14 protein-coding genes are annotated in these 23,944 nt (G+C 46.9%); 3 read left to right on the top strand and 11 right to left on the bottom strand.

The window, feature by feature from the left end; genetic code table 11:
* Positions 1–154: 154 nt before the first annotated feature.
* The gene (gene rpsA / locus KW844_RS22720) at positions 155–2,038 is read right to left on the bottom strand and encodes a 30S ribosomal protein S1 (RefSeq protein WP_218379085.1); all 1,884 of its coding nucleotides are present in this window, start codon (positions 2,036–2,038) and stop codon (positions 155–157) included.
* A gap of 459 nt (positions 2,039–2,497) precedes the next feature.
* Between rpsA and KW844_RS22715 the strand changes: the two genes are divergently transcribed.
* Together KW844_RS22715 and KW844_RS22710 are read left to right on the top strand one after the other, a co-directional pair.
* The gene (locus KW844_RS22715; protein ID WP_218379084.1) at positions 2,498–3,274 is read left to right on the top strand and encodes a rhomboid family intramembrane serine protease; all 777 of its coding nucleotides are present in this window, start codon (positions 2,498–2,500) and stop codon (positions 3,272–3,274) included.
* Positions 3,275–3,484: 210 nt separating this feature from the next.
* The gene (locus KW844_RS22710; protein ID WP_218379083.1) at positions 3,485–4,702 is read left to right on the top strand and encodes a 4-hydroxy-3-methylbut-2-enyl diphosphate reductase; all 1,218 of its coding nucleotides are present in this window, start codon (positions 3,485–3,487) and stop codon (positions 4,700–4,702) included.
* 269 nt (positions 4,703–4,971) lie between these two features.
* Here the strand turns inward: KW844_RS22710 and KW844_RS22705 are convergent, their stop codons facing one another.
* The 6 genes from KW844_RS22705 to KW844_RS22680 form a co-directional block, all read right to left on the bottom strand.
* The gene (locus KW844_RS22705; protein WP_218379082.1) at positions 4,972–5,736 is read right to left on the bottom strand and encodes a LytTR family DNA-binding domain-containing protein; all 765 of its coding nucleotides are present in this window, start codon (positions 5,734–5,736) and stop codon (positions 4,972–4,974) included.
* A gap of 20 nt (positions 5,737–5,756) precedes the next feature.
* Entirely contained in the window at positions 5,757–7,709 is a 1,953-nt protein-coding gene (locus KW844_RS22700) for a tetratricopeptide repeat protein (RefSeq protein ID WP_218379081.1), read from the bottom strand.
* Positions 7,710–7,905: 196 nt separating this feature from the next.
* On the bottom strand, positions 7,906–9,075 hold the full coding sequence (locus KW844_RS22695) for a glycosidase (protein WP_218379080.1): 1,170 nt from the start codon (positions 9,073–9,075) through the stop codon (positions 7,906–7,908).
* A 12-nt stretch (positions 9,076–9,087) separates the two neighbouring features.
* Positions 9,088–10,914 (bottom strand): sodium:solute symporter family protein, encoded by a 1,827-nt coding sequence (locus tag KW844_RS22690; protein ID WP_218379079.1) that lies wholly within the window; start codon positions 10,912–10,914, stop codon positions 9,088–9,090.
* 173 nt (positions 10,915–11,087) lie between these two features.
* Positions 11,088–12,605, bottom strand: coding sequence for a SusD/RagB family nutrient-binding outer membrane lipoprotein (locus KW844_RS22685; protein ID WP_218379078.1), 1,518 nt, complete (start codon positions 12,603–12,605; stop codon positions 11,088–11,090).
* A gap of 21 nt (positions 12,606–12,626) precedes the next feature.
* Complete coding sequence (locus tag KW844_RS22680; protein ID WP_218379077.1) at positions 12,627–15,749, bottom strand: SusC/RagA family TonB-linked outer membrane protein; 3,123 nt, start codon at positions 15,747–15,749, stop codon at positions 12,627–12,629.
* 347 nt (positions 15,750–16,096) lie between these two features.
* Here KW844_RS22680 and KW844_RS22675 point away from each other — a divergent pair, with 347 nt between their 5' ends.
* The gene (locus tag KW844_RS22675) at positions 16,097–16,972 is read left to right on the top strand and encodes an AraC family transcriptional regulator (RefSeq protein ID WP_218379076.1); all 876 of its coding nucleotides are present in this window, start codon (positions 16,097–16,099) and stop codon (positions 16,970–16,972) included.
* Positions 16,973–17,424: 452 nt separating this feature from the next.
* Here KW844_RS22675 and cmk read toward each other — a convergent pair whose 3' ends face one another.
* From cmk to KW844_RS22655, 4 genes are all read right to left on the bottom strand, one after another.
* On the bottom strand, positions 17,425–18,114 hold the full coding sequence (gene cmk, locus KW844_RS22670; RefSeq protein WP_218379075.1) for a (d)CMP kinase: 690 nt from the start codon (positions 18,112–18,114) through the stop codon (positions 17,425–17,427).
* A gap of 113 nt (positions 18,115–18,227) precedes the next feature.
* The gene (locus KW844_RS22665; protein ID WP_218379074.1) at positions 18,228–19,820 is read right to left on the bottom strand and encodes a T9SS type A sorting domain-containing protein; all 1,593 of its coding nucleotides are present in this window, start codon (positions 19,818–19,820) and stop codon (positions 18,228–18,230) included.
* Between the two features lie 52 nt (positions 19,821–19,872).
* Positions 19,873–21,609: a hypothetical protein gene (locus KW844_RS22660; RefSeq protein WP_218379073.1), complete on the bottom strand. Its 1,737-nt coding sequence runs from the start codon at positions 21,607–21,609 to the stop codon at positions 19,873–19,875.
* Positions 21,610–21,686: 77 nt separating this feature from the next.
* Positions 21,687–23,441, bottom strand: a complete 1,755-nt coding sequence (locus KW844_RS22655) for a hypothetical protein (RefSeq protein ID WP_218379072.1) — start codon at positions 23,439–23,441, stop codon at positions 21,687–21,689.
* Between the last annotated feature and the right edge of the window lie 503 nt (positions 23,442–23,944).

The following is a 23,944-nucleotide window of genomic DNA, read 5'->3' as shown; positions in this document are numbered from 1 at the left end:
AATGCACAAATAATGATCCTCAAAACAACACATAATGATCCTTAAATAAACAGTTGCGCAGGCAGAGGGTAGGAAAACTGGCGCGGGATAAGCAAATAAAAAAACCCGGCCTGATTTTACTCAGACCGGGTTTTTGTTATTTTAAGAAACGATCTTATTGTGCAGATTTCTCTTCACCACCTTCAGACTGTTTCAGTTTTTCGCGCAGTTCAGCGAGCGCACCCAGATCACCTAAAGTAGCTTTTTCTACTTTACCCTGGATGTTTTTCACAGCTTTACGAGTTTTGTCAGCTTCTTCGCGTTTTTCTTTCACGACAGCTTGTTTCTCTTCAGCCTGAGCTTTTTCCCAAACGCGGGTATGAGAAACCAGGATGCGTTTTTCAGAGCGATCGAATTCGATGATCATGAATTCTTTCACGTCTTCAACGTTGATTGGTTTATCATCTTCAGTTCTCAGGTGACGGGCAGGAGCGTATGCTTCCAGACCATACTGCAGCTGAACGGTAGCACCTTTTTCGTCTTTCTTCACAACGGTACCTTCGTGTACGGAGTTGATCGGGAAGATAGTTTCGAAGGTGTTCCAAGGATCTTCTTCGATCTGTTTGTGACCGAGGCTCAGCTTGCGGTTTTCTTTATCAATACCCAGGATCACTACGTCGATTTCGTTACCAACTTTAGTGTACTCAGATGGGTGGTTGAAACGTTTGATCCAGGAGAGGTCGGAGATGTGGATCATACCACCGATACCGGTTTCCAGTTCAACGAATACGCCATAAGGAGTGATGTTTTTCACGATACCTTTGTGACGGCTGTCAACAGGGAATTTAGTTTCGATAGTAGCCCAAGGATCTTCTGTCAGTTGTTTGATAGACAGAGACATTTTACGCTCTTCTTTGCTCAGGGTTACCACAACTGCTTCGTATTCTTCACCTAATTTGAAGAATTCTTTAGCGTTGATTGGGGTAGAAGCCCAGGAGATTTCAGATACGTGAACCAGACCTTCAACACCTGGCATGATTTCCAGGAATGCACCGTAATCTTCGATGTTTACTACTTTACCTTTTACTTTAGCACCTTCAGTGATGGTAGCTGGTAAAGTATCCCATGGATGAGGAGTCAGTTGTTTGTAGCCCAGGCTTATGCGACGTTTTTCGTCATCAAAGTCAAGCACAACAACGTTGATTTTCTGATCCATCTGGAGCACTTCGGATGGGTGAGAGATACGACCCCAGCTGATATCTGTGATATACAGCAGACCGTCGAGACCACCCAGGTCGATGAATGCACCGAAGTCGGTGATATTTTTGATGGTACCTTCCAGCACCTGGCCTTTCTCCAGTTTGCTGATGATGTCCACTCTCTGTTGTTCGATATCGCTTTCGATCAGTGCTTTGTGAGAAACTACGGCGTTGCGGATGGTTTCGTTTACTTTCACCACTTTGAACTCCATAGTTTTACCTACGAACTGGTCGTAATCGGTAACTGGTTTCACATCGATCTGAGAACCTGGCAGGAAGGTTTCCATACCATAAACGTCCACGATCAAGCCGCCTTTGGTTTTGCTGGTAACAGTACCAGTAACCACTTCGCCGGTTTTGTAAACTTCCACGATTTTTTCCCATGCACGTTTTTGACGAGCTTGTTTACGGCTCAGGTGCAGGTTACCATCGCGGTCTTCTTTTTCTACAACCAGTACTTCTACCTCGTCACCGATTTTCAGACCTTGCAGGTCACGGAACTCGTTCAGAGAAATCAGACCGTCGGATTTGAAACCGATGTTGATTACCACGTCAGTATTGGTCATACCTACTACAGTACCGTTCAGGAGGCTGTTTTCTTCAAACACTTTGAAGGTGCTGTCGTAAGTTGCATCGTACTTTTCTTTTTCAGCCTGGCTGTAAGAAGAAACGTTACGTTTGTCTACGCTCCAATCGAAATCGTCGTGAGCAGTAGCAACAGGTGCATTTTTTACCGCTGTTTCTACCGGAGTAGCCTGTTGTTCAGCGTTTTGTTCGTTAGGAATGTTGTTTTCGCTCATAAAAATTTGTGTTTTGACCCGGAATACCCGGGCCCCCTTTTTAATTGGGACTGCAAAAATACGGAATTTTGGGCGGTTTTCCCGGTATTAACAGCAATTTATCAAACCGGGCATCAGACCGGGTTTCGTCTCCGCCTGTGGCACAGCTGGAAACCAGCGGGGAGGGTTAGACTGCGCCCTGCCCGCCGACAAAATAAAGCAGCCATTCCCGGAGAAAAAAAGACTGGTCCAATAAGAACTATCGTAGCAGATATTTGTTTTAATTCGAATAAGAACAGAACAAAATATTTGTCTTTACAGCCGCGGCATTTTTATTGCAGTGCAACCAAAATTCCCGGATTTTTATATTAATTTGTAGATATGAACGGGACCTCTTTTCAATCGGATATTCGCTATTGGCTTAGGCAAGGGAACACAGTTAACCATCTGTTATTCTGGAATATTATCGTATTCCTGGCTATGAATATATTACGCCTGGTAGATATTATTTCCAACACCGGAATTTATGAGCTGGTATACAATCAGGTAGCCCTGCATGCAAGCCCTTCGATATTTATCACTAAACCCTGGGGGTTATTCACTTACATGTTTGCACATGTAGGTATCCTGCATATTCTCTTTAACATGCTGAACCTCTTCTGGTTTGGTAATATTTTCAGGGAGATGTTAGGGAATCAGCGGGTATTGCCCGTGTACCTGCTGGGAGGTATCGCCGGAGGGTTGATTTATATGGGTTCCTACTTCCTTTTTGTGCCTGCCCCGGATGCCCTCATGATCGGTGCTTCCGCCTCCGTGATGTGCCTGCTGGTAGCAGCGGCCACCCAGGTCCCAAACTACGAAATAGGACTGATGTTTATAGGTGCCATTAAACTGAAATGGCTGGCCCTGGCGCTGGTAATCATCGGCGTGATCACTATGTTTGATGGTAACTTCGGCGGCGTGATGTCGCACCTCGGCGGCGCAGCCCTCGGCTTCGCCTATATTAAACTGCTGCAAAACGGCACCGACCTCGCAAGGCCACTGATATGGCTCTTTTCACCCGCCCAGCGCAGCAGCGTAAAACCAGTGGTAAAAAAGTTCAAACCCAAGAAATCCCCGCTGAAAGTGGTAAAAAAAGCAGACGAAAATCCACAAAGCCGCCTCGATCAATTGCTGGATAAAATCAATGAAAAAGGATATAACAGCCTGAGCGCAGAAGAAAAAGCCTGGCTGGAAAAAATGAGCAAGGAAAAATAAGTTAACCTAAGCCCACACTGCCTGATATGAAATTTGGCCAGGAAAATCTGGCAAAATTTGTTGATTTATCAAATTCTCTGATATTGCCAGCCTTGACAATAAGTTGTCAATATCAGGCGGGATGCTGCTACCATGGCTTCTCAGGTGATTTGCGTAACTTAGTCAAAAAATTTACCAAACTTTGCCAACATTATTGGCTTAACAATACGCATGAAAACATTCAACGTTCCGGTTATATATCGCAGCCCGCTGATTACGGCTATCAAGAATAAACGTAAGCAGCAGGACCGCATGAAAAAAGATTTTACCCCTACCGTCCTGGATTTCGGCCCGCTTAAAATACTCCTGGCCCGCCACTTCGGCTTTTGCTATGGCGTGGAAAACGCCATCGAAATCGCCTTCAGAACAGTAGACGAAAATCCGGACAAGCGCATCTTCCTCCTCAGCGAAATGATTCACAACCCGCATGTCAACAACGACCTGCTCAGCAGAGGCGTTCGTTTCCTCATGGATACCAGCGGCAAACAGCTCGTACCCTGGGAAGAACTGCAGCCGGATGATATCGTGATCGTTCCCGCCTTCGGCACCACCCTGGAAATCGAAAAACACCTCGAAAGCCTGGGCATCGAACCGCTGAAATACAATACTACCTGCCCATTTGTGGAAAGGGTATGGAATAAGGCCGAGCAGATCGGTGAAAAAAACTATACGGTAATCGTACACGGCAAGCCTAAACACGAGGAAACCAGGGCTACCTTCAGTCATAGTCAGTCCAATACCGCTACCATTGTGGTTAAAGACATGAATGAAGCGATTATATTGGGAGAGTACATCACCGGCCAACGCCCCGCTGCTGAATTTGCAGCCACCTTTGCCGGTCAGTTTTCTACCGGCTTTGATGTAACGCGCGACCTCCAACGGGTAGGTGTGGTGAACCAAACTACCATGCTGGCCACCGAAACGCAGGCCATTGCCGACTATATCAAAAATGTAATGGTGGAAAAATACGGCCTCACAGAAGAAACCATCGGGGAGCGCTTTGCCGATACCCGCGATACCCTCTGCTACGCCACCAATGACAACCAAACAGCCGTAACCGGCATGCTGCAGGAACCGGCCGACCTGGCCGTGGTTGTTGGCGGCTACAACAGCTCCAATACCTCCCACCTGGTAGAACTCTGCGAAGAGAAACTGCCTACCTACTTTGTATCTGATCCGGCACAACTGGAATCAGCCAGCTCCATTCATCACTACGATTTTCACCATAAACAGGAATTACACAGTAATACCTTTTTGCCGGCAAAAGATCAGGTGACTATTTTGCTGACAAGCGGCGCTTCCTGCCCTGATGCATTAGTAGAAGGTGTAATACGTCGATTTCTCTCCTTCTACAATTTGGAACATATGGCGGACGAACTATATATTTAATCTAGAAATAATTTGTAAAGATTTTATTAGAAAGTAGATAAAGCAAAAAAGACACCTTCCGGTGTCTTTTTTCTTTGGGGCTAATCACGCTAGTAATGCAGAGAATAAAATCTTTATATAAGAGTAATATTGAAATCGTAATACAAAGCTAAACTTTAGCTAAAACTCCTACAACATCCAATTCTTATCCGGTAGCAATTTTACTATAAGTGGTATAAAAACGTATAAATCTGGAATCCGCTTTTCAGATTGATACTTAGGTTCTAATGCTAGAACTGCATCGCCTTTTTAAGGAATTCAGCTTTGCGTCTTCTTGACACTTCCACCTGCGTACCATCGCTCATCAGCGCAAAACCACCTTCTCCCTGGATATAAGACTGCATCTGCTGCAGGTTAATAAGATGTGAGTTGTGGACCCTGAAAAAGTCCACGTCCGTCAGCAGTTCCTCGAACTCCTTCAGCGGCCGGGAAACCATCAGGTTCTTTTTATCGGTAAAAAAGATCTTGGTGTAGTTACCGGTGGATTCACATCTCACTATATTCTGAACAGGCATAAACACGAGACCGTTGATAGTAGGCAGTGCAATTTTCTTATGTGTTTGCTGTAAGGTTTTCATATTCTGCAAAAACACTTCCAGCGGAGAAGAGCCAGGGTCCTTGCTTTTATTGAGCTGCTTTTCCCGGAACTTATCCAGTGCATCCTGTAGCTCCTTCACACTAAAGGGTTTCAGCAGATAGTCGAGGGCATTAAACTTAATTGCCTTGAGGGCATACTGCTCGTAGGCGGTGGTAAAAATAACGTCGAAGGTTACACGCTCGTACTGGCGCAGCAGCTCAAATCCGTTATGGTGTGGCATCTCCACGTCCAGGAATACCAGGTCGGGCTGCAACTCATCAATAATTTCACGGGCCTCCTTTACACTTTGAGCAGCGCCTATCACATTTACACCGGGGCATTTTTTTAATAACATCGTTTGCAGCGCCTCAATACAATGTTGCTCATCATCTACGATAATGGCTTTTATCTCACTCATTTATGTAGGTTTTAGGTGGTTCAGAAAATAAACTCCGCAGGTAATACAATGGTAACACGGGTGCCTGTAGGCTCACCGGCGGCATTTACCAGGTCGGTAATCTCTACGCTGGCATCTTTATTATTGATCTTACGTATCAGATCAATGCGTCCCTGGGTCACTTTCATCCCGACAGAATTATGTGCTTTGCCTTTTCGCTCTTTTATTTCCATGGCTTTTTTGCGGCCAATACCATTATCTTCAATTGTACATACCAGACTACGCCCGCTCAGGCGGATATTAATTTCCAGCATCCCCTTTTCCGCCAGCTTATGTACCAGTCCATGCCAGATGGCATTTTCCACATAAGGTTGCAATATCATCGGGGGAATCAGTACCTCATCATCATTGATATCATCTGCCACCACGATGTGGTAATCAAAGATACCATTACATCTCAATGATTCAAGGTCCAGGTATAACTGCAATGATTCCAGCTCCTTATTAAGGGGAACAAAGGTATGCTGTGTATTATCCAGGATCAGCCTCATCAGTTTCGAGAACTTGGTCAGATAGTCACTGGCTTCTTCCTGATTATTACTCCATATATAACGATGAATGGAACTCAGGGAATTAAAGATGAAATGTGGATTCATCTGCGAGCGGAGCGACCTCAGCTCCAGTTGTAAAGTTTGTTTATTCTCCTCCAGGTTGCGGTGACGGATGTAAAAAAAACCGCCCACTGCCATCATCACCAAGAAAGCGATCAGCGAAAATATCAGCAGCACATTGCGTTTAGTCCGCATCTGAGCCATGATTTTGTCGTGCTCCAGGTTGCGGATCTGGTTATCCTTCAGGTCCACATCATAGATGGTTTGCATCTGGTTAAGCGCCATAGCCGACTTCTCATCCAGAATACTATCCTTATACAGCAATGATTTATCGGCCGCCTCGAGGGATTTACGGAAGTCGCCGCTGCTTTTATAATCCTCTGCCATGGCTTTATACGTATCCATCAGGATGGACTTAAAACCCCAATAAGCACTTAACCCTATGGCCTGCTGAAAGAAATGATATGCCTCTTCGTGCTTGCCCTGTACGCTCAGCAGCTTACCAATGTTCATGTAACTTTCTGCGATATGGACCTTGTCATCCACCTGATCATTGGCGCGAAGGGCCTTCTGCAGATATTCCATGGCCAGGGCATATTCCTTTTTTTCCTGGTAAGCAGAGCCCAGGCAGTTGTAACAGATCACCATTCCGGTTACATTTTTCAGCTTTTCATTGATGGCCAGGGAGCTTTTATAGTATTGAATGGCGATATCCAGCTTGCCCTGCCCCTGATAGGAATAGCCCAGGTTACCCAGGTTGATGGCCATTCCCAGCGGGTTATGACTTTCTTCTTCCAGCTTCAGGGCATGCTGGAAGCGTTCTATGGCTTCGTCGTACTTCTTTTCCGTGAGCTGGATGTTACCGATACTGTTGGTAGCTACACAAATGTTTTTCACATTCTTAATCTCTTCGGCTATCTGCAAGGCAGCGTAGTGAAAGTCGAAAGCCTTTTGCAGCTTATCCTGGCGGCGGCAGTCCACCCCGGCATTGTTGAGCGACTGGCATAGCAACAGGGAATCTTTTGCTTCCCGGGCGTACTTGACCGCCCGCTCATGGTAGTCTTCCGCGAGGATGTACTGGGATTTATTTCTTTTACTGGTACCCAGTTCATTATAGGCCAGGGCCAGGCCTCTGGGGTATTTGAGTTGCTGGCTCAGCGCGATGGCACCGAGGATAAAGGCATTTTCAGTTTTGGTGGCGTCGAAATAGCGGGCAGTATTGCGTCCCTGATCAAGCATTACCCGCACGGTGGAAGTATCCGGCCGCAGCTGGCGCACGGAGTCCAGCAGGCGGAAGGTGGTAATGGAGTCCTGTGCAAATACACGGGGCATAGCTCCTAACAGAAAGAGGAGCAGGTAGCTACATACTGATTTGATTGACATCAGCAGCAAGTTACCAAAAAAGTGGTTTTGTTTTAGGTAAAGGCGATTCTTCCATCACCTTCGGTGATGAAAGAATCGCCTGGAGGGCTGGGGCCTTCGCCCCAGTCCCCAGGCGATCCAGGAAAAAGGCACCGGATGTCGGACATTAATTTAGGGAGATGCCGGCCTTCCGGACAAACAATTTTCCAAAACCTGATTAGCGGTTTGCTTCAATAATGCCCATCACTGTATCTACACTGGCGGCGGATCTAAACTGATCCGGGGCAGTGTGCTTTACGTAGTCCAGCAGTCGGTCGATGGACGACACGGCTACATGCATGCGGGTATCAGAAGAAGCATAATATATTAATACGCGGCCATCTTCATCAGCAATCCAACCGTTGGAGAACAGCACATTGGATACATCCCCTACTCTTTCCAGGCCTTCCGGTGCCATAAAGTAACCGGCAGGTTTATGGGTTACCCTGGTAATATCGTGCAGGTCGGTAAGGAACATATATAATACATAGCGGAACCCGGCGGCGGTGTTACGTACACCGTGCGCCAGGTGCAGCCAGCCTTCAGCAGTTTTCAGAGGGGCAGGACCCTGGCCGTTTTTCAGCTCACTTACCGTATGGTAGTGCCGTGGATCAATCACGGTTTCGGTAGTCACCACTGCCTGTGTCATATCATTCGTATAGCCGACGGCGATACCGCCGCCTGAACCGGCTTCTATAAAATTATCCTGGGGGCGGGTATAAAGGGCATACTGACCGTTTACAAACTCGGGATGCAGCACTACGTTCCTTTGCTGCGGGGAGTTGGTAACCAGGTCAGGCAGGCGTTCCCACTGTTCCATATCACGGGTACGTATAATGCCGCATTGCGCTATGGCGGACGACATATCCCCCGGAGCGGCCTTAGGGTCTTTACGCTCGGTGCAGAACAGTCCGTAGATATAACCGTCTTCATGGGCGGTGAGGCGTATATCGTATATGTTTACATCCGGACTATCGGTTTCGGGTATACGAACCGGCGCGGCACGAAACTGCCATTGCTGTATACCATCGGCACTTTCTGCGATGGCGAAGAAAGATTTGCGGTCTGCACCTTCCACGCGCACCATCATCAGGTATTTATCATTCCATTTGATGGCGCCGGCATTGAAGGTAGCATTGATACCAAAGCGCTCCATCAGGTAAGGGTTGCGGCCCGGGTTGAGGTCGTAACGCCAGTGCAGCGGTGTATGTGCTGCCGTTAGTACCGGAAAGCGGTACCGTTCGAAGATGCCGTTGCCCGGCAGTATAGGTTCATTTACTAATTGTATAAGTACTGACTGCTCGTGTTGCAGTTCATGAAGCCGTTGAGTGAATATTTCTTCTCGCATTCTCATTTTTATTTACACATCATTTTTTTCGAGGGAATTCCACCAGAATTTTTTCAGCAGTATCAGTGTTACTACCAATATAGCAGCGGAGATGTACATAGGCACCTGTTGTTGCAGTATCAGGTACATAGGCAATGCCATGAGGCAGAGCTGTGCTACGATACCGGTAGCTACATTGAACATATCGCGGCCAAAATTCCGGTTAGGCTGCAGCGCAGGATTTTCCTGCTGCATGCGGCGGAGCACTGGTTTCCAGAAACCCCACGGGCGAACATTATAATAAAACTGTTCCAATACTTTCTCATCTGCCGGTGGAGTTGCCAGCGTACCAATGATACAACCAGCCAGGGATATAAGCAGGATCACCGGGAAATAATAGAGATCCAGACCAGTGAAGATATAAGGACAAATCAATGCGGCAGCAATGCCAGCCAGCATACCCCAGAAGAAACCATAACCATTGAACCTCCACCAGTACCACTTCAGTACGTTGGCTGCCACATAGCCGCCCCAAAGGCCGGATACCAGCCATTGCAACACGCTGTTGACATCTTTTGCAAACACACCAATGAGGATGCTGATCACCACTACCAATATTCCGGAGAGATAGTTAACGCTGCTTATTTTGCGATTGCTCGCTGCCGGATTAATATACCTGAGGTATACATCATTTAATATATAGGCCTGCGCTGCATTCAGCGTACCTGCAAATGTTCCGATGAAAGATGCCAGCATACCTGCTACCAGCAATCCCATAACGCCTACCGGCGCAAAGCTGCTGATGGCGGCAGGCAGGATCTTTTCAAAATCAATATGGTCACCGGTTTTAAGGTTCAACTGTTTGTAGTAGATGAGTCCAAGTACGGCGAAACCAATAATCATCAGGTAGCGTACCGGCATCAGTACTATAGAAACAAAGCCACTCATTTTTGCGGCCTCCTGCGGACTACGGGTACTCAGAATTTTCTGCATGTCGTAGTTAGGTGCAGGGCCAGCCAAACTCACCAGCAGCCCTTTAAATACCATCATCATAAAGAAGGCCCCAAACATCGTATAGCCGTCACTGTTAATCTTATCATTTACTTCCGGAATAATGCGGCCCCAGTCCATGTCCAGCTTCCAGCCAAAGAAAGGATTGAACCAGCCTTCCGGTACGTTCAGGGTATGCACAGCGAGGGCACGCATGGCAATGACTGCAATAATAACGGCCGCGGCTGTACGGATAACGTATTGTACTGCATCTGCCCAAACAATACTGCTCATACCACCGAGAATACTGTAAAAGACAGCGAAAAGTGCAAACGCTACACCGTACAGATGCGGCACATACTCCGGCTGTACCGTAAAAGGTACGTATGGTGCGATGTTCTGCCATGGAATGAATATCTCCATAAACTTACCCAAACCTACAAACCCGTATGCCATAAAGCCCAGGCAGCTGATCAGTGCAAACACAACGGTGATAGTGTGTGATAAAGCGGCGTCACGCCCATTGCCAAAACGGGTGATGATCCATTCAGCACCTGTACTGACATTAGAGCGCCTTAGCCATGCACTCACAAACACCATCATAAACACCTGGTTGAAAATCGGCCACAACCAAGGAATCCAGATACTTTTCATGCCGTATACGAAGGTCAGCGTTACCAGCCACATGGTACCTGATATGTCAAACATATCCGCCGCATTCGAAAGGCCCAGCATGTACCAGGGAAGCGACTTACCACCAAGCATATACGCAGTTTTATTTTGCTTCGCTTTCCTTCTTAACAGTAGTCCTATCAGAACAATAATTCCCAGGTAAACGCCGATGATTACCCAATCGATCAGTTGTAACATTGTTTTGGTTTTTGATCTTCACAAGTTACGCGGCTTTTGCCCGCAAAGGAGCAGAAGGGGGTAAGTAGTAAAGACTTACATTTTTTTTGCCCTAAAGGCTCCAGGGCCTTCGGTCCCGGAGCCTTTAGGGCGAGGAACAGCCCTGACAGGGCTGCTCCTTGCCCGATATAATATTATTGTTTATCCCACCAAACCCGCGTCATATACTCATCTTTCCCCTGATTGGTAATGGAAGACTGCAATCCTTTCGGATTATTCACCTGCTCGCTGAGCATGTAAGTCAGGCGGCGAGGAATTTGTCCATTGGTGATATTACCCGGATAATTTACCGGTGTAATAGCCGGGTACCCGGTACGGCGCCAGTTGGCGTGCGATTCCCAACCATTCAGGAAGGTAGCCACCCAGTATTGACTACCCAGTGCTTTCAGCTGTTCAGCAGCTGTGCCTGGGAAAGGATTTGCCGCAAGGTAATCCTGGATTTGTGTAGCGCTGATCACGCCATTGTCGCCATACATGGCCTGCTGTTTCATGGAGTTGGTAACCGCAGCTGCGTACATGGCAGCTGCATCTCCGGTGGTCCAGCCTTTTACGATTAACTCAGCCTGCATCAGCTGTACTTCGGCAGGCGTCAGCAGGAAGGTAGGTGCGGTGAGCTGCAAGATTGTTTTGGTGTTCAGTGTAGAGAAATCTTTCAGCGCCACGGTTGGATAAGCAGTTTTGAAACTGTTTGCATCCAGGCCATTAGGCAAGCCTTTCTGACTGGCAAGGGTAGTATCTCCACTCACCGTACTTACAAAAACACGGCGTCTTGGATCGCCGGTGTTAGTGAGGTAATCCAGGAAGTATTTGCTGATTTTAATTTTCTCGTTGGCCAGGTCGTAGCTGTTAAACGTATAGGTGATCGGGTTAGCTACCGCATTTCTTTCGGCGGAATGTTTGATCGCGCATACGTCTTCCGGCAGCGACATCACACCACCTGCGAGTGCTTTACCTGCCCATTCCTTTGCTTTGGCTGCATCCTGTTTTTCCATACGGAGCGCCAGTTTCAGCATCAGGGAGTAGGCGAGTTTTTTCCATTTGGTGAGATCGCCATTGTACACAACATCAGCGGTGCCGAGTGGATTTTTAGCCGCATCAAATGCAGCTACCGCTTCACTCAGCTCCTTCAGCATGTCCGCATAAATTTCGGATTGCTTATTATAATCAGGGGCGAAGTTGCCGCTGATAAAACCTTTGCCGGCATCGAAGTAAGGTACATCGCCGTAGGCATCGGTGAGGCGCTGAAACACCAGTACTTTCCATATCCTGGTAGCACTGAGCAGGTTTACCTGTGCAGGATCATTTTTCACAAACTCCATCAGCTGCACCACATTATTAATGATAAGGCCGTAAGAATCTTCGAACAGATTACCGGCATTATCATTTTTCAGGTATTTATCACCTTCACCACCATCAAGGGTTTCTGTAGATGCCAGCTGCTGCATGGCCATCATGTCAAACGCCAGGTTAGTACGGCGGATGGTGCCTCTGCCGAGTGTGGCAGTTGCTACTTCAGCGTTACTGAACATAGTCAGCGGTGGTACGCTGGTAGGGTTGTTTGGATTCTTATTCAGATCTTCCAGGTCTTTGGTACAGCTGGCAGCCAGCAGCGAAAGGGAAGCGCCTATATATACGAGGTATTTTCTTTTCATAACATTTCTCATTAACAGTAATTAGAATTTAACACCCAGGTTAAAGCCAAAGCTTCTAACGGCCGGCATTCCCAGCATTTCAAAACCCTGTCCGCCACCGGTGGTGTAACCGGATTCAGGATCTACCACCGGCACATCCTGGTAAATGGTAAAGAGGTTTCTGGCTACGAACGACAGGTTCACTGCCTGGAAGGCAGAACCTTTGATCCAGCGCTGTGGCAGGGAATAGCCCACCACGATCTGGCGCAGTTTCACGAAAGAAGAGCTGTATACGAACTGTTCAGCGATATTGTTGGCAACGAACTTATAGTAATCTTCCGCCGCTACTTTCACGGTGTTAGGTTTACCATCAGCGGTTACACCTTCGCCGATGATACCACCTTCGCGGCCTGCCAGTGTTTCTTTAGCGAGGCCCTGGTACCAGGCGAGGTTGGTAGTACCGGAAAACATTTTGCCGCCGAATTTACCGTCGAGCAGGAAGTCGAGCGACCACTGCTTATAAGTAAACGTGTTATTGAAACCCATTACGATTGGTTGGATACCATTACCCAGGCGGGCAATTTTTCCGGCAACCGGCAGGCCTTTATCATCGTACACAATACGGCCTTGTCCATCACGGGTGTAAGTGCTGCCATACAGCACACCGTAGGGCTGACCTACTTCTGCGTATACGTAGGAAGGTACGCCACCATCGCCCCAGAGGCCGGAGCGGTTTTGTGCGATTACCATGGATTGCTGACCGTTGATCAATGCTTTCACTTCACTTTTATTGTAGGCGAAGTTGTAGCTGGTTTGCCATTTGAAATCATTGCTACGTACAGGCGTTCCAGTTAGCAACAATTCGATACCTGTGTTACCGATTTTAGCAGCGTTCATATAGGTGCTGGTAAAACCGGAGCTGATAGAGATGGGTGAATTCAGGATAGCGTCTGTCACCTGGCGGCTGTATACTGCCAGGTCGATCCCTGCGCGGCCGTTGAGGAAGCGGGCTTCCAGACCAGCTTCGTAGGTGGTAGTGAGCTGAGGGTGCAGGTTAGCATTCGGTACCGAGGAAGTACCAATACCGCCTAATGGAATTCCGTTCGGTGAGTTAGGCAGGGAGTAAGTCAGGTTCAGCTGATAGGCAGCGATATCCTGGTCGCTACCTGTTTGTGCCCAGGAGCCTCTTACCTTGGCGAAGCTGATCCAGGAAGGCATTTTCCATGCGTCGGAAACTACGAAGCTCGCGCCTACAGATGGATAGAAGATATTGTTATTATTTGGATCCAGGGTAGAGAACCAATCGTTTCTACCGGTGAGTGTTAAGTAGAGGTAGTTATGGAATCCGAGTTCAGCAGATCCGAATACAGAGTTGATCTGGGATTCAGTGAGGTTGTAGCCACCGGATTTGTTGGTGGTATTGCCAATGGAGTAAAAGCCGGGCACTATGAAAATATCACCGCTGGAAGAGGTGTTATTGTTGCTGCGTTTCATGGTGTTACCACCTACGAAAGCGTTGACAGACCAGTTTTTGAAGGTATTATTATAACCTGTCATCAGCTGGGCATTGAATTCAGAGCGGTAACTATTGGACATGCCGATCTGGCCATTAGGATAGAAACCGATGCCATCGGACCAGAGGAACTGTCCCAGTACATTGGAGAAGTCGGTACCGGTGAGCAGTCGTGCATAGAAGTGGCTGTCGAAATCATACTTAATATCCGCAGAGCCGATGAAGCGATTGGTTTTATCCCAGTTAGGTGTTTCGTAAGCCATGAAGTATGGATTTGCCCAGTAGTTGTTGGTTGTCCAGAGGTTTTCTGCACGGTTGGCTTTACGTGGGTTGCTCCAGTCGCGTATATCATAGTTGGTAGGCATGAGATAGGCGGCCACAGCGGCGTTCATGGTGTAATCGTTGAGCCATGGTCTGTTCTCTGCTTTTTCCCGGATATATTGTGCGTTGATGGTAGCGGTGAGGTTCTTGCCTAATTTGGCGTTGGTATTGAGGGTGAAGTTATTTCTTCTTACACCGGCGTTAGGCATGATATCGTGGTTATTCATATCGCCGAAGGAGAAGCGGAAGTTCACGTTTTCGTTACCACCGAGGAGTGCTACGGTGTTGGTGAAGGTGTTACCGCCGTCGTAGAAATTTTTCACATTGTTTTTGCGGGCTGAGTAGGGTCTTGCAACGCCGTCGCCCTGTATTACGCTGGTACCATCCAGTTTGGCGCCCCAGCTGGAGCGGCCTGCTGCGAGGGCTTCAGCGGCGGTGGTAGGTTTATTACCACCAGTACCGATTCCATATTCGTATTGGTAATCTTTGGAGGTGTAGTCGATTGGATTTTCGATGCTGTAGGTGCTATTCAGTTCCACACCGATGCCTTTGCGGGCGGTTCCTTTTTTGGTGGTGATCACGATCACACCGTTGGAGGCTCTTGCGCCGTAGAGGGCGGCGGCGGTATTACCTTTGAGTACTTCCATGGATTCGATATCATCCGGGTTGATGCTACCGATACCATCGCCGGCGTCTTTACCGCCGTACATATTATCGATGCTGCCTTTGTTACCGGATACCATAGGTATACCATCAATCACGTAGAGTGGCTGGCTGGCGCCGAAGTCGCCGCCACGCATTACTACGCGGCTGGAGCCGGAAGCGCCTGTTACCGGTTTGGTAACGTTTACACCGGCTACTTTACCTTGCAGGCCCCACATCACATTTGCTTCGCGGGCTTTGGTAAAGGATTCTCCTTTTACCTGGGTGATGGCGTAGCCTAATACTTTATTTTCTTTTTTGATGCCCATGGCGGTGACTACCACGTCGCTGAGTTGGGTCAGCTGGTCCTGTAGTTTTACATGGAGGTTGGCCTGGTTGCCAACGGGCACCTGGCGGGACTCGAAGCCCATCATGGAGAACACGAGGGTGGCGGTAGGTGCGGCGCTGATGTTAAACTTACCATCAGCGTTGGTGAGCACGCCGGTGACGGTACCTTTAACGGTAACGGTTACACCGGGAAGCGGTTCGTTTTTCTCATTGGTCACTGTGCCGCTTAGCTGCACCTTTTGCGCCCAGGCGGCGCAGGAGAAGGAAATAAGGAGGACGAGCGTTAAAGCTGCCAGCCGCCATTTCCTGAAAACTGAAGGGATAGTGTGCTGTAAATGCATAGAGCGTTGTTTAATGGAATTGATAATTTTTTGTTGGTGTTGATCTGATTTTGTGTTGAATAAATATTGCTCCTGCAGCTTGCATTCCGGTTGGCTTCATAACGTTGGAACCTGCATCAGAACATGGAACCAAAAGTATCTTATAATACAACTCAATACCAATACTTTTTTATCCCATATTTTACAAAACAAACAATTAATTGTGGTGCTTACATCTCCCTAACATTTAATTAATCCAGTATTAGCAACAACTATAAGGATAGTTAGCCACTAGAAAATATTACTTACAGATATAATACTTTTAACACCAATTAATACTATATTTATACCACCTTACTATACATTTTATGCGCAAGACCCAGGCATATAAAGAAATTACGCCCTTAACGGAGCATGATTGTTTTATGATTTTCATTCGTGAAAAATCAACGTTCAATTTCCCTTTGCATTACCATGAGGAGTATGAGCTGAACTTTATTTTAAATGCGGCGGGGGCAAAAAGAATTGTGGGGGATCATGTGGAAGAGATTGATGACGCGGAGCTGGTACTGGTAGGTCCGAGTGTAGAACATGTATGGATGGATCATCATTGTAAGTCCAAAAAAATTACGGAGGTAACGATACAATTTCATGCGCAGTTGCTGGATGCAAAATTTCTGCGGAGGAATCAGCTGAGCTTTATCCGTTCTTTGTTTGAGAATGCCAGCAAGGGTATTTCTTTTTCCAGGGAGACGATACAGTCCCTTAAACCACGGTTGCTCGCGTTGCCTTATAAGACAGGGTTTGATTCGGTGCTGGAACTGTTATCGATCCTGCACGACCTCAGTATTTCCCGTAATATGCGGGTACTGAGCAGCGCTCCGGCCGAATCACTGAATAATTATAACAGTCGCCGCATTGAAAAAGCGTTTGAGTATATGCAGCAGCATTTTGACAAGGACATTGGCCTGCACGAGCTGGCCAAGCATGTGAATATGACGCCGGTATCGCTGAGTCGTTTTATAAAAAAGCGCACTGGTAAAACGTTTATTGACAGTTTAAATGAGATACGGATCGGGCATGCCTCTCGGATGCTGATTGATACTACGCATTCTGTTTCTGAGATTTGTTATCAGTGTGGGTTTATGAATCTCTCTAATTTCAACAGGATATTTAAGAAGAAGAAGGGGAATACGCCGTCGGAGTTCCGGAAAAGCTTTGCGGGTACGCGGACGTTTATATAATAAATCAACCCTTTTAATTTCAGAAGAGACCTTCGGTCTCTTCTAAAATTATAGCGCCTCCCGCCAGCGGCGGGAGGCGCTATAATTTTAACTTAAATTTCCCTGCAGGCATAAAAAAGCGAAAGGGCGAAAGAATTCGCCCCTTCTTCCTATTAACCGAATACACCTACTGAAAATATGGAATTGATGTGCACAAGGCACATGATTCCACATTAAGTTTGTTTCATCAAACGGTAATGGATACACTACAGTGAGATAAATATATAATGCGATACATGTCAATAAATTAATTATACTACACAACGACCAAAAACGCGCAGTGCTTTTCAGGATGGATAAGGTTTGGGGGTAGGAAATTCTTCAGGATCAGGAAAATTATCGGGATAACTACTTCCAAGTAGAAGTAATACCCGCAAATGTATAAAACACTTTTAATAATATAAAATATTATTTTATGAAGAATGCGCCATAATCGCATCCTCCACCCACTGCATAACCAGTGCCAGCTGGTCTTCCATGGTTAAGTGACTGTTATCCAGGATGATAGCGTCTTCTGCTTTCCGGAGGGGACTTATTTCACGATTGGCATCGATGTAATCGCGTAATTCGAGGTTTTGTTTCACCTCATCGATGGTGATATTTGGATTTTTTGCGTACAGTTCTTTAAAGCGGCGTTGTACCCGGATGGTGATATCAGCGGTCATGAAGATTTTGAGTTCTGCATGCGGGAATACTACGGTACCGATATCACGGCCGTCCATAACGATGCCTTTGCGGGCACCCATTTTCACCTGTTGCGCTACGGCGAAGTCGCGTACCTCTTTTACAGCGGCTACTTCACTTACTTTTTCGGCCACCAGCATTTCACGGATCAGGTGTTCCACATTTTCCTCATTAAGGAACATATCGGCGGTGCCGGTATGTGTGTTGGGAACAAATTCCAGGTGAATATTTTTCAGTGCGTCCACTACTGCCGGTGTGGAAGTCCAGTCAATACGATTCTGCAGAAAATAAAGGGTGATAGCACGATACATGGCACCGCTGTCGATATACACATAATCCAGTTTCCTGGCCAGTTGTTTAGCAACAGTGCTTTTGCCACAGGAAGAGTAGCCGTCTATCGTGATGATTATTTTTCTCAAAGTCGTAAGATTTTATCGGCGGCCGTTTGAGCGGGCCAAAAAAAGGGTCCTTTTTTTCAAAAGGACCCTACAAAATTGGCGCAATTCTATGAGAAAAGCAAATACAAGGCAGTTTATGGCAATACTACTACTTTGATTGTCTTCACTTTCTGCTCGGTTTGCTGGTTATACAATACCAGGAAGTAAGTACCGGCAGGCATGTGTGTGATCTGGATGTCTGCATCTTTGCGGACTTTGTATTCGCGCAGGTACTGACCCCATGTATCATACATTTTCAGCAGCATATCATTATTCAGACCGCGGATCTTCACGTGGAAGTTGCCTCTGTTCGGGTTCGGATAAACCTGGATAGAGAATACCGGTGGAACCACTTTGATTTCTGAATAGGTAACAGTACCATCTTTAGCCGTTGCTTTGATGCGGTAGTAGGTATTATCGTCGTAATCATTAGGATCGTTGAACGTGTACGACAGCGGGTTTACGCTGGTACCGTTTACCGCCTTGGTAGGCACTACCCCGATGGTGGTAAAGGCCTCATCTTTTTCGTAGCGGCGTTCCACCTCAAACTGGAGGTTGTTCACCTCGCGGGAGGTGGTCCAGTCGAGCTGTGCGAGCGCAGGACTCACACGTGAGGCTTCAAACACCAGGAATATGGCCGGTGAGATTTTTACGTTCAGGATCGTTTTAGCGAAATAGGTGGTGTTGCCCAGGTCCGTAAACTCACGCATATGCATGGTGGCTGGCTGCAGCATAGTGGTGGTACTCAGGTTGCCTGCCTGAGGTTTGAAAGGTATTACGGTGAGCTTATCCCATCCGGTAACACCGAACCGGGTGATAAAGCTACTATCGCGGGCACCGATATAGGAGGTCATTTCACTGGCATCCATATGTTGCAGTATCACGGTAGCTTTACCGCCGGAGTTATCCGTACGTACGATATTCCAGGTTTTGTTGACGAAGCTGTCGCGGTACGTGCTGCCACCTATCGCTACTGTATATACGCTGTCGAACACGCGGATACCGAAGTTATCTTTAGCGCCACCGTCCAGCAGCACTGCTGCCGGGGAGTAGGCGTTATCCGCCGAGCCTACCGGAAACACTACCCTGTTGGCGGTACTGGTAATGGCGCTGCGGTACAGGTAGCCACCAGCAAAGGTGTTGCCGGTAACGATGTAACGTGAGTCCGTATACCCGCTGATGACACCAGGTGTTTTTTCACCTACCATCAGGTTCCAGCCGTTGAGATAGATCTTACCGCTGGTGAAGTGGAGGGTACCTCTGACTTTAAGGTCACTGAGGTCATCGAGTATAATACCTTTTCCGTTGTTTACTTCCATGTTAGGGAAGCTGGTACCCTGTTTGGCGGCAATGTTATAGTTGCCGAAGATGGTTTGTTGTCCTACATCTCCGAGGATCGGGTTTAATGAAGAAAAGAGAAAGTTTCCACCCACACCGGAAACTCCGTCGGCGCTTTCATCCGGCAGTTTGGCGTTGGTACCGTTGGTCCATCGCTTGCCGAGGATATAGAAGGTACTGCCGGGATTAGAACCGAGAACACCGTTATTAATCATGCTGTTGAAGATGCCTACCTGTGTGTTGTTGTACAGCCAGACCACTCCCCCTTCGGGGATGTATAGTCCGTCCTGTGCGGAGGAACGCAGGTGGAGACATGATAGTAAAAACAGTATGAGTATAGATATTCTCATGAAAAAATTGGTCAAAATAAAGATTGAATGGTTATGGTTTTTTATATAATCACTAAAGGTCTACGATATACCACCTGTTGCCATCAGAAACAACAGTGCATCGGGCACCGAGCGTTCTTCGGGTGGCATTACCTGTACCGGTGGTCAGGCCGTTATTTACTACATAGGTAGTAGCGATACCCACATCCAGTGCCTGATTGCCTGTGGTGCGAATAGTAAATGACCCGGTAGTGGTTCCGTTTCCGTTTGCAGCTTGTACTACTTTTATCCGGTATTCGCGGCCGGCATTATCGGCCGCCGCATCTGGCAGCACCACTACAGGTGTTGTCAGGTTAAGCAGGATGGTATGATCCGTTTCCAGCACCGTTACATTTGCATTAGCGGCTCCGGTTGCCACACGAATTTTTGTCGCAAAGGATCCATTTACATGCAGGGACGAATTTGGCGCTGCGGTATCAATACCTATACCTCCACCGGATTTAATCATGATCCGATAATCACTCACATTCGATTCCACGAAGTTCAACCCACCACCTAATAAGTTCCAGTGGAATTTCATAGCACCAGTGGAGTCCTGGAAAGCCATTACATCATTACCGTTTGCGCGGATGATGAAGGGATGTCCATTGTAAGCTTTGGCACCATTGAATAAAGTACTGATATAATTTGCATATCCACTGATTCCCTTTTGGCCACGGAATAATTCCTTATTTGCCGCTTTCACGATCATGGGTGTATCGTTTACAGTACCGAGAAAGTTTTGAGAAGTAGCATCGCTGTTACCTGTCATATTCCAACCCGTATTATTTGGGTTGTTGGTAAGAATCACATCGCCGGCAGCGTTTACGGATAACAGTTTACCGTTGGAAGCAGTGGTGGCTGCCGTGCCAAGGCCTGTGAGGCGTAAGCCGGAAACACCATTTACAATAGCAGCGCCGGTAGAAATTTCCACCACGTTGTTAGGATCAGTAGTGGCAATACCAACGCCTAAGCGCGGTGTATTTATTTTGGTGCCGGCAACAATATTATTGGTTGCATTCACACTGTTGGCGGCGAGGGCGCCATCTACCTGAGCAGCGCCATTAATAACGGCACTACCACCGATTCTGCCATTGCCGGTAATATTAAAAGAGGCGGTTTGTGGTGTCGCAGGATTAGCGATAATGAATGATCCGGCTGCGGGAGCTGCTGCTTTCCATTTGCCGGCCACCATTGTTAACACATCCCCGTTTGCAGGGGTTGTATTATCAATTGAAATACTGTTGAGGGAATTAGCGTTCCACAATGGACTGGTGTTATTGGCGTTGATACTCCAGGTGCGATCAGCGGAAAGGTCCTGGGTAAATGGTGCGGAAATGGTGAGTACACCATTGGCAAGGGTGTTAAAGGTCAGGCTGCGGGCATTAGGCACATACATTCCGTCGTAATCGCCTGCTTGTGGTTGAATATTGCCGGTGCGGCCTTTAAATGAGGTAGCGGGGAGATTTGCCAGGTCAATTACTTTCTGCCAGGAGTTATTTTTTTTAATGTATAGGGAGCGTTCAGCTGCATCTGTTACGTATACGATCATGCCATCGGGGGCGTTTGCTAATTTTCCGGAACCGGATAGGGCGCTGAGGGGGACTCTGTTGAGCAGGAGTCCGTGTTGATCGCTGTTTAATTCCAGCAGTGCAGCAGGGTTAATGACTGTAGGGGCAACTCCCAGTTTAAGTTGCTGGGCAGACAAGCTACCACTGCATGCTAATATCACACCAACGACGCACATTTTCAGCTTTCTATTCAGCTTCATACAACTTTCTTTTAAAATTGGAATAATGGGGTAACGGTCATGCCTATACGGCATGACCGTCGGGTGTATCAGTAGGATTAATTCTTGATGATATACCAGGTATCCACACCATCAGACTGGAGTGTGATGGTAGTCCAAGGCACATTGAGATCTATTTGAGCACCATCTTCAATTTTGTCGGTGCCATTTGCTTTCACGCTTACATCCTGTTGAGTAGCGGTACCGTCAGAGGCAACACCTGCTCTTTTCACTACATAGATGCGGCCTTTTGCATCACTGGCTTTAGGCAGTGTGATGATAGCCTGCATAGTAGGTTTAACAACGATTGTGTAATCGTTGGCAGTTGCAGTATAGCTACCACCTACAGAGGTAATTGGCAATGCCATGGAACCGTTTACCTGCAAAACAGAGGTAGGTGCGGTTGTAGTATCGCCAACGAGTACACGTTTAGCCACTCTGATATTTTCAGAAAATGCTTTATCACCGATAATGCTTTGTGTTTGATTGTTAAGCAAACCACCTGCAATACCCTGGCCGGCATAAGGAACAGCGATCGTAACTTTCTGGTCAGTACCTGTAGTTACGTTCAGATCAGTTCCTGTATGAGCGGTTGCGAAAGTGAATGGAGTGAATGCAGATGCAGGGAGTGTTTTCTTTTCCACGAGGCTGTTTGTACCCAGTAACAGGATTTCAAACTCAGTAGCGGTGGTAGAAGTATTGGTGTTTACGCCACTCATGGTAACATCGCTGGCGAAGGTAGTAGCACCGTTAAAGGTAGCAGTAGCTGCAGCAGCAACTGTCAGGTTACCAGACAATGCAGTTGCACCGGTAACATTTACATCCTGCTCGAAATTAGCGGTTGATTTAGCGGTGAGCAGGCTGTTGGCGATCAGTTCGTCCAGGAAAGTTTTAGGGCCACCAAAGCTTTGTGCATTGGCAGACACACCACCCGGATGGGTTCCATCAGCAGCATGCAGGATTACATATTTTCTTCCGGCGGTAGCACTGTCGATCGTTAAACCCTGATCGTTGGCAGTATTGTTAAAGTTACCGGTGAGCAGGTCTTTGGACGCGGCGGCGTTTTGGATACGTTGCCAGTCAGCATAGGTCAGTAAGCCGGCTGCAGTAGCATCCGTACCATCCTGATTTCTAACAGTCAGCGTCAGGGTACCTGCCGGACCACCAGTGAAGAAATAGCTTTTATTATCCGCTGTTGCGAGTGTAAAGTTAGGTGTATTGTCGCCATTGATGCTGAAGCGGTCAACGAAAGCTCCGGTTCCAAAGTCGCGATAGGCAGCTACTCCAGTGGTTTTATTTATAAATACACCAGTGGTAGCGGTTAAATCTTCCAGTAAACCTGTGATGGTAATGCCGTTCGATACGGTTACTTTACCGTCGTCGATCACCATACCAACTTTATTGTTTGCTTTCAGCACAAAGGGTATGTTATCAGTAGAACCGATGAATGGAGAGGTTACACCAGTCAGGGCATTACCGAGAACATCCCAGGATTGGCCACCGCGGGCCAGTTTGTGCCAACCGCCGCCTTGACGCACATATATTCCTTCTGCACCGGATTTGGTGAGATAGATCATCATACCTTCCAGTTTGCGCTGGGTATCATCGGTACCAAATAATCCATTAATGGCAGTAGTATCAGCTAAGCGGGGTAACAGTAAACCCTGGCGGTCTGATTCGAGTTCGAGGATCGCTGACTTTTTGATATTGGTAGGATTAGCACCAATTTTCAACTGTGCGTTTGCCTGAGTTGCCATCAGGGCCAGGCCTCCGAACAGTATACCGCGAGCAGCGATTTGTAGAGTTTTAGTCATAGATATACGGATAAAAATTATTAGTATAAAGGGAATTAGTTGTCAAGTTTCCTAGGTAGTGCTTTGCTTACATCATCATCGTCTATGGCACACTGCCGATACTGCTACATTGCATCGTACTACATCTTTTCTCTCAGGTGCTCTAATAAAGTATGGTATCTTTTTTAAATAAATAAGTTTTGTAAGACAATACGGACTAAAGTCTATAATCTTATATAATGCAAAAATATACTATCTATAAGGTATGAAAATGGCATGATAATACCATTTAAGTTTGTGAAGAATGCCCCAAAAAATCTGGTAGGGTAATAGGACTGCCAAATAGATATCTATACCATAAATCACTTATCTGTATTACATCTCCCTAAAAAGCAGACAAACATTTTAATTAAAATATACATGTTTTATTTAAATAATATTATGTTTTGTCATAACATCTTTATGTTATACATTTTTTTATAATATAAAAATTAGCTGGGGAGACATCGGATATTAATCGGGTA

Origin of the sequence: Chitinophaga sp. sic0106 (genome assembly GCF_019219075.1) — a bacterium.
Taxonomy (GTDB): domain Bacteria; phylum Bacteroidota; class Bacteroidia; order Chitinophagales; family Chitinophagaceae; genus Chitinophaga.
The sequence above is the reverse complement of the archived record's forward strand: the minus strand, read 5'-3'. Positions and strand labels throughout refer to the sequence as shown.

Bases quoted from the DNA above. Each gene is read 5' to 3' on its own strand.
- KW844_RS22685 (WP_218379078.1), bottom strand. From the start codon at position 12,605: ATGAAAAGAAAATACCTCGTATATATAGGCGCTTCCCTTTCGCTGCTG.
- KW844_RS22655 (WP_218379072.1), bottom strand. From the start codon at position 23,441: ATGACTAAAACTCTACAAATCGCTGCTCGCGGTATACTGTTCGGAGGC.
- rpsA (WP_218379085.1), bottom strand. From the start codon at position 2,038: ATGAGCGAAAACAACATTCCTAACGAACAAAACGCTGAACAACAGGCT.
- KW844_RS22665 (WP_218379074.1), bottom strand. From the start codon at position 19,820: ATGAGAATATCTATACTCATACTGTTTTTACTATCATGTCTCCACCTG.
- KW844_RS22690 (WP_218379079.1), bottom strand. From the start codon at position 10,914: ATGTTACAACTGATCGATTGGGTAATCATCGGCGTTTACCTGGGAATT.
- KW844_RS22705 (WP_218379082.1), bottom strand. From the start codon at position 5,736: ATGAGTGAGATAAAAGCCATTATCGTAGATGATGAGCAACATTGTATT.
- KW844_RS22680 (WP_218379077.1), bottom strand. From the start codon at position 15,749: ATGCATTTACAGCACACTATCCCTTCAGTTTTCAGGAAATGGCGGCTG.
- KW844_RS22710 (WP_218379083.1), top strand. From the start codon at position 3,485: ATGAAAACATTCAACGTTCCGGTTATATATCGCAGCCCGCTGATTACG.
- KW844_RS22660 (WP_218379073.1), bottom strand. From the start codon at position 21,609: ATGAAGCTGAATAGAAAGCTGAAAATGTGCGTCGTTGGTGTGATATTA.
- KW844_RS22700 (WP_218379081.1), bottom strand. From the start codon at position 7,709: ATGTCAATCAAATCAGTATGTAGCTACCTGCTCCTCTTTCTGTTAGGA.
- KW844_RS22695 (WP_218379080.1), bottom strand. From the start codon at position 9,075: ATGCGAGAAGAAATATTCACTCAACGGCTTCATGAACTGCAACACGAG.
- KW844_RS22675 (WP_218379076.1), top strand. From the start codon at position 16,097: ATGCGCAAGACCCAGGCATATAAAGAAATTACGCCCTTAACGGAGCAT.
- KW844_RS22715 (WP_218379084.1), top strand. From the start codon at position 2,498: ATGAATATATTACGCCTGGTAGATATTATTTCCAACACCGGAATTTAT.